Source organism: Moorena sp. SIO3I6, assembly GCF_010672095.1.
Window position 1 is genome coordinate 12443 of record NZ_JAAHHU010000101.1, and the last position, 11304, is coordinate 23746.

Sequence of the window (11304 nt, forward strand, 5' to 3'; positions counted from 1 at the left end):
GTGTCATTACCACCATTACCATCGAGACGGTTTGCGCCGCTGGTACCGATGATGGTCTCACCCCCCTGAGAGCCCTCGACGTTCTCAAAACTGCGAATCGTTTCGGTATTACCTCCAGAAACTGAGGTGGTCTCAGTTGCCAGGTTGATGGTGACCCCGGAACCAAATGTGACATTGGAATAATCGATAGTATCGATTCCTAGACCGCCATTGTGGATGTCGAAATTCACAAAATCGTCGTCGATTATCCGATCATTACCAGAACCACCATTGGTGGTGTCCACTCCCGAACCACCATTCAGAATGTCATTGCCAGCACCTCCATTCAAAGTATCGTTTCCAGCTCCACCATTGAGGCTATCATTGCCAAAATCTACAGTGGAATCATCACCCGTGAGGCTATCATTGCCACTGCCACCAAGTAGAGTGTCGTTTCCGGCTTCTCCCTGAAGTGTATCGTTGCCCGCACCGCCATCTAAAAGATCACCTATTAGATCAACAGTTCCTAGAGTATCGGAGTCCAGGGAATCATTACCACTACCGCCAATCAAGGTATCTGCTCCCCCTTGACCTTGAATAGTGTCATTACCACCATTACCATCGAGACGGTTTGCGCCGCTGGTACCGATGATGGTCTCACCCCCCTGAGAGCCCTCGACGTTCTCAAAACTGCGAATCGTTTCGGTATTACCTCCAGAAACTGAGGTGGTCTCAGTTGCCAGGTTGATGGTGACCCCGGAACCAAATGTGACATTGGAATAATCGATAGTATCGATTCCTAGACCGCCATTGTGGATGTCGAAATTCACAAAATCGTCGTCGATTATCCGATCATTACCAGAACCACCATTGGTGGTGTCCACTCCCGAACCACCATTCAGAATGTCATTGCCAGCACCTCCATTCAAAGTATCGTTTCCAGCTCCACCATTGAGGCTATCATTGCCAAAATCTACAGTGGAATCATCACCCGTGAGGCTATCATTGCCACTGCCACCAAGTAGAGTGTCGTTTCCGGCTTCTCCCTGAAGTGTATCGTTGCCCGCACCGCCATCTAAAAGATCACCTATTAGATCAACAGTTCCTAGAGTATCGGAGTCCAGGGAATCATTACCACTACCGCCAATCAAGGTATCTGCTCCCCCTTGACCTTGAATAGTGTCATTGCCAGGTCCACCAATCAATATATCATTGCCAGGACCGCCGGATTTTACTACCATTGTTTTCTTCTTAGAGTTTAGAGTTAAATTTTTAATTTAGCTAGGAGTGGTTCTGCTTTATGACTTACAGAACCCTATAATCAGTTTTGCGATTAAGAGCATCAAGGCTTTTTGACTGCCCTCACTATATTAATCACTCCAAAAATCCAATTTTTCTACAGTTTTATATAAATTTTTGTAACTAACTTATGTAAAGTTTTGTAACGAATTGCCGAAAACTTGGAAATTACCCTGATAGCTAATTACACAAGCATTCTTAATCGGTGGTCATGAACAAGCAAATTCAACAGCTGGTGCTGAAACTACAACACTATCCTCGGGACAATCAACAGCGGAACCAGACTTTGGCAGAAGTGGTTGAGCAAATTTTGCGTACCCGTAAAGTGTGTCGCCCACGGCCAGGTCACCCTCTATCTGGCATCTATCTAGAGATCTATCAGACCGTACAGCAGCAGCTCAACCATGAAATCGAGGAGGATATTGATAGCCCATATCTACACCCATATCTACAAATGACTTCTGATCAGGAGTGGGGGTCTTGGCGGGATAGTCTTTTTAAGAAGGTACTCGACGAGGGTCGCCTTCAGCAGCTAGCCCTAGAAGCACAACGGCACCAACCTCATACCCCAGAGCGATTTTATTCCTTAACGGAATTGCTAAATGCCATTAAGCTTTCTGGCAAGCTTTGCCATCGAGGCCAATTTTCCTCTGAGGTCTATGATGATGCTGTGAATCGGACATTGTATTATGTCTATCAAAACCTCAATCACTACAATCGAGAAAAAGGAAAATTTATAGCCTGGGTCAATTATCGCTTTGATAAGATGTTACAAAAAGCCCAACAAGACCTCAATGACCCATTTATCCAAGCTCAATCTGGCAAAATTGTCAGAATCAAATATCAGTTGAGTGCTCTGATTAAAAGCACCAAACTAGAGCATGTGATTGTTTGGATAACACTCAGCATCAAAGGCTTAATTACAGACAAAACCCAGGTCAGTAAGGTTACTAAAATTCTGATAGTATTATTGTTGTTGTCCCAGTTAATCGCCAAAGACCGGACAAAGGGAGATTCATTAGTGTTTGAGATGGCTAAAGCCTCTCTGCCTTTTTCCGCAAACTTGTCTGAGCTCAGTGGGGAATCGATACCCCTAGAGACTGTGCCACAACCGCAAACAGAACTGACGTTGTATGACCAGGTCAGACTCTATTTTAAAGAAGACCCGGAAAACCTCTTACAGAAACATATCAAAAACCATCCTTCCGCCACCTTGCAAGTCATAGGCTTAGCGTACCTAGACGGAAAAAAATGGCAAGAGATATCGGACTCTTTAGAAATTAAAATTTCATCCCTGAATAACTTCTTTCAACGTAATCTCAGGAAATTAGCCCCGGAAATCAAAAGATATATCGAAGAAGAAATGGGCTTAAAATGGTATAAACAAATACAGGCTTGCCCAAATCCGTGCTTAATCTGCTCAATACATAAACTTAGATCACCTGTAGGGGTTAAAGGGAATTATTCCTCTACCTATAGGATGATACCTATTATAGTGGATAATTTATTGGTAAGGCTAAACTAGAGGCATTGCTCAGTCACACCAGCCTGTCAAATTATCATCACACTACTTATGGTCACACTACCAGAAGCAGCCCATCACCTAGCAGAAAAGCTTTGCCAACAGCAATCTAATCTGGAAAAAGCCGAACAGGTTTATCTCAATACCTTGGCAGTGTATGCAGTGAATCAGTACTTACAGGGTCTAGGATTTGAAACTGACTTAGAGTCTAGTGATAGCCACAATTCCATCATGCAGACATTCCTAGATGTGGCTGATTTAGTGATTAAAAATTACGGCAAGCTCGAATGTAAACCAGTCTCACCAGATGCCGAGTTTGTTTACGTCCCAGAAGAGGTTTGGCAAGATAGAATTGGTTATATAGCAGTGCAACTGAATGACTCCTTGACAGAAGCAAAACTGCTGGGATTTGTGGAAAATGTCGCAACTAATAAATTACCGTTAAAGCAGTTGCAGCCGATGGCATATTTTCCAGGATACCTTCAGAATTTACCCATAAAATCAACCGATAGTCGAGAGATTGCATGTTGAAGGTTGTCTGTCAGAATGTAGAATTGAGAATTGAGAATTGAGAATTGAGAATTGAGAATTGAGAATTCTACATTCTTAATTCTACATTCTTAATTCAAAAATGTTGTTCGCCAAAGGCGTTCGCGAAGGGTAGGTTGTTTGGTTGTTCGCGTAGCGTGGCCTTTTGACCAAGGTTGTTTAGTTGTTCGCCCTTGGGGTTGGAGTAGGGTAGGTTAAAGGTTCAGAAGATAACCTATAACGGTAGTGGACAGTCGAAAAGATGTCAACCCCTGGTGCAACAAGGTCGTGCATGTTGCTGTCATCACCACCGCCATGGGAGAAGTTAGCAATTGTGCGATCGCTTTCTATGGCTCCTACTGAGAAACCCTATTCCATGGCATAACTAGCAGAATTAGCAGGGGAAAACTCTCCACTATTGCCAGCCGCACTAACCTTAATCAGCAAGTCAGCTAATCGCGTTAGTAGGCACTGCCCACCCTAGGATTCTGGCAAAAAATAAAGTTTTGTAAATTAACCCATAAAAATGTGAGCTCAGCTAGATATAGCAGTCGCCAGGGCAGGCGCGGACAGGACAAAAGTCTCAAACCTAAGTAAGCGCAAGAGTTTGACTTCTGACTTCTGACTTCTGACTTCTGACTTCTGCTATAAGTAACCAGGTCAGTGTTTCTAATTGATAGCCATGGAAGAGCAAATTAGGCAGCTGGTATGCCAAGTGCAAAGGTACCCACGGGATACTCAAGAGCGGCAGCAAGCTTTAGGAAAACTGGTTAAGCAAATTTTGCGATGCTCCTAGGTCGCCGCTTCGCGATCGCGTAAAATTTGCCGCCCATCCTTTGGTCAACCTCTATCTGGTATTTATCCAGATATTTTGGAGACAGTGCAGAAACAGCTAATATCATGTCAGGATAAGGGCGACCGATGAAAGACGCTCAAGGAAGTGGAGATTCCGAAATCTCCCAATGTAGCTAGGGTTCAAGCTACGTCCCCACCCGAAGGAGCACTTCGAGATGGATATGGCGGTTTCGACTACCTTATTCCCGAATCGATTTGTTTCATAGCTAGAAGGTAATGCGTAACCAGTGACATATACCGCATGGTGATGGGTCGTTAGGGGAAGAATCATGATTGTTGATGAAAAGAATCGTTGTAAGCGTCGTTAACATGGATATTCCTGCTAAAGCGGTAATGGGAATACTAGCTCCAAGGATTAGTTCAATTTGTCCTGAACAATCGATTATAAGCACGACTTGCTTATAGAACCCCACGGACTCGGCGTAAAGACGGCAACCAAAGATTCATATCTTCCTTGTGTGTAACCGGGTAAGCCGAGATTGAGTCCTTAACACAGGTCGATAAGTTAAGGTAGCCAAATCGTAAGAGGAGGTATAACTCTCAGTCCGGTAGAAGTCTGAACCAAGCAAATGCCAACAATCCGAAAGGAAACAGGAAATCGCCTAGGGCGTATAACTGGTTGGATAAAGGGATTTTCCCTCAACTTGAAAGAGTGCTGAATTTCAGAGCTGATTCCGAGCGGACGGAATTACATACTTAATACACCTTCATTGTAATGGAAAAGATAGAACCGAATTCAACCGAAAACGGTATCGTAACAAAACAAACCACCGACTGGCATACCATCAATTGGAAAAGAGCCTATCGGACGGTCAGGAAATTAAGACGTAGGATATTCCTCGCGACTCGCGAAGGCAAATGGAGAAAGGTGAATAAACTACAACGCTTAATGCTGCGTAGTTACTCCAATATACTTATTTCCGTGAGACAGGCTGCACAACTTAATAAAGGCAAAAACACCCCTGGCGTAGATAAAATCGCCAATCTAAATCCCAAAGTCAGGGCAGAGATGGTCGATGCTCTCAGCCGATATAAAACATGGCAGCCAATCCCGACAAAACGTGTGTACGTACCTAAGTCCAACGGTAAAAAACGTCCATTAGGAATTCCTTGCATGATTGACAGATGCATACAAGGCATGGTCAAAAATGCACTAGAACCTCAATGGGAAGCCACCTTTGAACCAACATCATACGGATTCAGACCAGGCAGAAGTACCCATGATGCACGACAAAGGATATTCCTTAACATCAAAGGCGAGAAAAACCGTAAATGGTGGGTACTAGATGCAGACATTTCAGGATGTTTTGACAACATATCCCACAAACCATTAATGGATGCAACAGCAAACTTCCCTGCCAAAAAACTTGTGGAACAATGGCTCAAAGCGGGGTACATCGATAAAGGTGTATTTCACAACACAGAAACCGGAACTCCACAAGGGGGAATAATCAGCCCACTACTAGCTAACATTGCCCTACATGGCATGGAAGATGCATTAGGAATTAGGTACAAACGGATAATAAACAAAAGGACCTCTTCCGGAGAATCTTGGTCCAACACCTCCAAACGGAGTCTAATCCGCTACGCCGATGACTTTGTTGTTCTAACAGAAAGCAAAGAAGATGCGATGGAAGCTAAGGCAATACTCTCCGAGTGGTTGACTGAAAAAGGATTAGAACTATCCGAGGAAAAGACCAACGTAAAACATCTAACCGAAGGCTTTGACTTCCTGGGCTGGAATTTCCGTAAATACCAAACCACAAAACGCAAATCGGGTCTCATAACTCTCATCAAGCCTTCCAAAAAGAACGTGCAGAAATTCAAGGATGAACTCAAGAAACTCTTTGGAACCTCTAAAGGAGTACCAACCACCAAGGTAATCAAAGACCTCAACTCCAAAATCCGGGGATGGGGCAATTACCACGACGGTGCAGTATCCAAAGAAATATTTTCAGATTTGGATAATTACATATCTTGGAAGCTAAAACGATGGGGTAAACGGAAACATCACAATAAATCATGGGAATGGATAGCCGATAAGTATTTCGGTTGCCTATGCCCAGGTAGGGATGATAACTGGGTATTTGGAGACAAATCCGAAAAACATGCATACGTGCATAAACTCCGATGGATACCTATCCAACGTCACACGCTTGTCCAACACACTTTCAGTCCCGATGACCCAACTCTGGTCGAATACTGGGAAAAGCGAAGCCTTAAGCAAAGAAAAAAGACAGCGAAAGGAAGGTTCACGAAGGGTAAGGATAAAATAGCAAACAGACAGAACTACATCTGTCCTGTCTGCAATCAGCCTCTAGAGGCTTTTGATGAAATTCACGTTCATCATATAACACCATCACACCTCGGTGGCAAAGACACATACGATAACATGATTTATCTACATCAGGACTGCCACCATTCCATCCATGCCTTGGGTGCTACTAATCCAGACATACAGAAAATGCTGAAAGCCGGGATAACAAAACCCTCCAAGACACGGAACAAAAGCCAAAAGGTACAAAACCGCAAGTCAAGGAAAAGAAGTAGCAATGATAAGTGAGTTCTTTTGGAATTGGTTGCGCCGTGTACTTGGAGACTTGTTCGCACGGTGCTTTGGGGACGAAGCGGGAGCAATCCCGCTGACTTACCCGATTTACCCTTAATAAAAATCTCCCCACCTCCCCATCTCCCCACCTCCCCATCTCCCCATCTCCCCACACCTCCCACCCTTTCCTTAATTATGGGTATTCAACCAGACTTGATATAACCCATGATCTAGAGCGGAATATTGATAGGTATAGCCCACAATTTATTTCTGACAGAGAGTGGACATCTTGGCGAGTTTTGTTAAACCGTTAACCTTTAGAGTTCCGCTAGCTTTAGCAGCACATCCCAGAGCAAAGGAATTTCAACAACACCAAGCTAATCTGACTAAAGCGAAACAGGTTTATTTCAATACTCTGGCAGTGTATGCAGTTAACTTTTACTTGCGGTGTATGGGATTTGAGACAAACTTAGAGGAAAGCGACAGTTGGAACCCAGTGATGCAAACCCTGATGGATGTTGCGGATCTGACGGTTAAAAATCATGGTAAGTTGGAGTGTAGACTTGTTTTACCTGAGGCTAAGTGTGTCAAAGTTCCAGCAGCAGTCTGGCAGGAACGAATTGGTTATGTGGCGGTGGAGCTTGATCAAGCATTGGAGGAGGCAACTCTGCTAGGATTTATTGATACAGTGGTAACAGAAGAATTACCCCTCAACCAATTGCGAACCCTGAAAGAGTTACCGCCACACATTAGAGAGTATCGGCAATGTCCTAAATCCCAGGCAGGGGCAAAGCAGTCGAGCCATAGTCATGCTCTCAAACCCAAGGTCTTCTGTCCCGATGCTTCACCCTCCAACACTATGGAAACAGACTCTAGCCAACAACAGCAACCACAAAGCCAGACAGCAGTAGTGCGATTAAGCCAGTGGTTAGACAATAGTTTTGATGCAGATTGGAAGACTGTGGAAACTATCTTACAGCCAGCACCGGAGCCTTGGCTGGATTTGAGAAGTTTCCCCTTTGACCAACCTAGTAAAGGATTGCATACTACCGTGGGAGTAAAACGAGGTAAACTACTCGGTTCGGAAATCGCCTGGGGTGGTGAGAAGGTGGCTTTATTTGTAGAGCTACATCCAACGGACTCACCGAAAATGAATATATTCATTGAACTTTATCCTCGTGGTGATAGAGACCGTCTTCCCAAGAATCTACAGATTATGGTGCTGGATCACGAGGGAATTGCGGTGATTCAAACCCAAGCTAGAGAGACGGAAAATATTAAGTTGCAAGTAAGTGGTGAACCGAGAGAACGTTTTAGCATTAAGTTAGTTTTGAATGATGTCAGTATTACGGAAAATTTTTTAATCTAAAGTTAGCGGCGATTGCGCTACCGGTATGCTTCGTAAACCCAGCCTTGTATTAATCCGATTATTAATTAGATATAATATTACTATAGCAGTTGTCTAGATTTTGGCTTATAGGAAGTAGGGGTAATAAAGGGGATTTGGTATTATTATAGGAAAGCCCGAGTAAGTAGGGCTAGTTTTTTAGTGAGAAACTGACTCAGGGAAAGCATCGTCTATAAATCCATCGCTATTGCATAAAATTTCTTAATCAGAAGTAAGGGGTAATGGGGAATATTTTTATCGATTACGTAAGCATTCAGCAGTCAGCAGTCAGCAGTCAGCCAAGGCCAAAGGCCTTTGAGCCATGCACGCTACGCCCATGATGGGTGATAGCACCTCAAGTAGCGTGGCACAGGCTTTGGCCTTGGCCTTTAGGCCACGCGGGGCGCGTTTGGCCACGCTGTGCGAACGACGCTGGGGCGCATAATCTGATAGCTGATAGCTGATAGCTCAATACTTACTCGATTACTAATACTTAATACCTAATAAATAATTACCAAAAATGGGAAAGTTAGTTGTCCTGAGTCTAGATGATGATTCCCAGCAGCAGGGGTTTCAGGTACGCTTAGAAATTGGTGAAGAAGGGTCACGCCCAACGCTGGAAATGACAGGTTACTTGCCTGCAGATTCAGAACTCACTACTTACTTACAAGACCATTGGCGCGAAAAATATCGGAGCCTAGGTTCACCCGCGAGAATCCAGCCCGGAAAAATTATCTATGGTGGTTCCATTAACCAAAAGCTCAAGGAATGTGGGGATTCAGCCCATGAGTTAGGTAATAGACTAAAACGATGGCTGGATTCTGAACAGTTTCGTCCCATTGATAAGCGATTACGGGAAGAGTTAAACCCAGAGGAAACCATTCGGGTGCTGATTCGCACGGAAAATACCCAGTTACAAAAGCTGCCTTGGCATCTGTGGGATTTTTTTGAGCGTTACCCCAAGGCTGAATTTGCTCTGAGTGGAAAACAGTTTAAGCGACCCGAAGGCTCTGCACCTACCGGGAAATCTAAAGTTAAAATTTTAGCAATTTTAGGTCATAGTGCTGGTATTAATATTAAGGCAGATCGACAACTGCTGGAGAATTTATCTCATGCAGAAACCGTCTTTTTAGTGAAGCCCAAACATCACGAAATTAATGACCAGTTATGGGAGCAACCTTGGGATATTATCTTTTTCGCAGGACATAGTGAGACAGAGGGGGAAACGGGTCGAATTTATATTAATCCTACTGATAGCTTAACCATTGATGAACTGTGGTATGCCCTCAAAAAAGCCGTGGCCCAGGGCTTAAAACTGGCAATTTTTAATTCTTGTGATGGGTTGGGATTGGCACGGAAACTCCATGATTTGCAAATTCCCCAAATGATTATAATGCGGGAGTTGGTGCCAGATCAGGTCGCTCAAAAATTTTTGAAGTATTTTTTGAACGGGTTTGCTAATGGTAAGTCTTTATATCTGGCAACGCGGGAAGCACGGGAGAAATTGCAGGGGTTGGAGCGTCAGTTTCCCTGCGCCAGTTGGTTGCCAGTAATTTACCAGAATCTAGGACAAGAACCCCCAGCTTGGGAAGATTTGTACCAAGAGTCAGAAATACCATCAGAAATACCATCAGAAATACCATCGGAAACACCATCACAAACACCATCACAAACACCATCGGTCTCTTCTAAAGGCAAGTGGCGTAGTGTCCAGAGAGTGCTGCTATCTAGCATAGTGGTCACTAGCTTGGTAATGGGAGTGCGATCGCTTGGCCTATTGCAGCCCTGGGAACTGCAAGGGTTTGACCAGTTGATGCGGCTGCGACCCCATGAAGGACCAGATCAGCGACTGTTATTAGTCACAATCACTGAAGAGGATGTGCAGTCCCAACCTGATCACGAAAGAGGAGCCGCCTCCTTATCCGATCGTTCCTTGGCAAAACTACTGGCAAAGCTGGAGCAGTATCAACCGAGAGCTATTGGTTTGGATATTTATCGGGAGAATCCTGTGGGAGGGGAATACCAGGATTTAGCGACTCGGATGCAAACTAGTGATCACTTTTTTGCCATCTGCCAATACGGAGACCCAGGAGTTTCCCCACCTCCAGAAGTGCCAGAGGTTCGCCAAGGCTTTAATAATGTTTTACTCGACCCCGATCGCATTATCCGTCGCCATTTGTTGGCTGTAGGGTCACCATCTCCTTGTCAGAGCTACTACTCATTTAATGTCCAGTTGGCAACACGTTATCTGGCTGATCTAGGAATCCAGTTGGAGGTGACAGAAAATTACTTAAAGCTTGGCACTACAGTTTTTAAGACCCTAGAAAAGGATTCTGGTGGATATCACAATCTAGACTCTCGTGGTCAGCAACTATTACTGAATTATCGAGCTTCCGGTCAAATTGCTGAGACCGTTTCCCTTGCAGAGGTTTTTAGGGATCAGTTCAATCCTGACTTAGTCAGGAATCGCATTGTGATCATCGGTACCATTGCGCCTAGTTTTAATGATAATTTTTGGCGCACACCCTACAGTGGTGGTCAGTGGTCTGTTGAGACCATGAGTGGGATAGAAATTCAGGCACAGATGATCAGTCACATCCTCAGTGCAGTGCTGGATAACCGACCGTTGATTTGGTGGTGGTCTGAGCCTGGTGAAGCGCTCTGGATTTGGTGCTGGGCTGCGCTCGGGGGTACGGTTGCTGGAAACTTTAACGTGCTGCGTTCCGTCGTGTTGGGTACTGGAACTGCTTTGGTTGTTTTATATGGAAGTTGCTCGGTTTTGCTGATAGTAACAGGTGGTTGGGTGCCATTAATTCCCGCTACTATAGCATTGGTGGCTACTAGTGTAGTCGTTTACTGTCGTTTACAAAAGTGATCATAGTCATTGACTCGTCATTAGTCATTAGTCCTTAGTCTTTTGTGATCTACATTAAGAAGTCTCTTAATAGTTACAAATTACCAATGAATAATGATAGCAAATTACCTTTGATCACCCTCCCTTTACCCGCAACTTATTATAGTGGTTGATGCTATAATAAACTGGGCTAATTATCATAAAAAATTTTTTCTGCACATACTGAAAAAAAAGGGGGTTTTTAACCCTAATTTTCTATGGCTAATTCCTAATTAATAATCACAACAATTAACCTGATTTTATCTGGAAATAGTGGTGATATACTGGGGTGA

Annotated in this window: 9 protein-coding genes; 7 read left to right on the forward strand and 2 right to left on the reverse strand. The window is 44.1% G+C overall.

The window, feature by feature from the left end; genetic code table 11:
- Positions 1 to 1220, reverse strand: a 1220-nt coding sequence (locus tag F6K49_RS24205; RefSeq protein ID WP_293100759.1) for a calcium-binding protein, incomplete at its 3' end; no start/stop codon positions are given.
- A 269-nt stretch (positions 1221 to 1489) separates the two neighbouring features.
- Here F6K49_RS24205 and F6K49_RS24210 point away from each other — a divergent pair.
- From F6K49_RS24210 to F6K49_RS24220, 3 genes are all read left to right on the forward strand, one after another.
- On the forward strand, positions 1490 to 2803 hold the full coding sequence (locus tag F6K49_RS24210; RefSeq protein WP_293100762.1) for a hypothetical protein: 1314 nt from the start codon (positions 1490 to 1492) through the stop codon (positions 2801 to 2803).
- A gap of 48 nt (positions 2804 to 2851) precedes the next feature.
- On the forward strand, positions 2852 to 3331 hold the full coding sequence (locus F6K49_RS24215) for a DUF1822 family protein (RefSeq protein WP_293100764.1): 480 nt from the start codon (positions 2852 to 2854) through the stop codon (positions 3329 to 3331).
- A 259-nt stretch (positions 3332 to 3590) separates the two neighbouring features.
- Entirely contained in the window at positions 3591 to 3713 is a 123-nt protein-coding gene (locus F6K49_RS24220) for a hypothetical protein (RefSeq protein ID WP_293100767.1), read from the forward strand.
- A gap of 513 nt (positions 3714 to 4226) precedes the next feature.
- On the opposite strand, the gene F6K49_RS24225 is transcribed toward F6K49_RS24220, so the two are convergent.
- A complete protein-coding gene (locus F6K49_RS24225) occupies positions 4227 to 4454 on the reverse strand; it encodes a hypothetical protein (protein ID WP_293100770.1) in 228 nt (75 codons plus the stop codon).
- Positions 4455 to 4898: 444 nt separating this feature from the next.
- On the opposite strand from F6K49_RS24225, the gene ltrA reads away from it, so the two are divergent.
- From ltrA to F6K49_RS24245, 4 genes are all read left to right on the forward strand, one after another.
- A complete protein-coding gene (ltrA, locus tag F6K49_RS24230) occupies positions 4899 to 6746 on the forward strand; it encodes a group II intron reverse transcriptase/maturase (RefSeq protein WP_293100773.1) in 1848 nt (615 codons plus the stop codon).
- A 274-nt stretch (positions 6747 to 7020) separates the two neighbouring features.
- Entirely contained in the window at positions 7021 to 8100 is a 1080-nt protein-coding gene (locus F6K49_RS24235; protein ID WP_293030006.1) for a DUF1822 family protein, read from the forward strand.
- Positions 8101 to 8440: 340 nt separating this feature from the next.
- Positions 8441 to 8563: a hypothetical protein gene (locus F6K49_RS24240; protein WP_293030003.1), complete on the forward strand. Its 123-nt coding sequence runs from the start codon at positions 8441 to 8443 to the stop codon at positions 8561 to 8563.
- A gap of 75 nt (positions 8564 to 8638) precedes the next feature.
- Positions 8639 to 10993 (forward strand): CHASE2 domain-containing protein, encoded by a 2355-nt coding sequence (locus F6K49_RS24245; RefSeq protein WP_293100777.1) that lies wholly within the window; start codon positions 8639 to 8641, stop codon positions 10991 to 10993.
- Positions 10994 to 11304 lie beyond the last annotated feature (311 nt).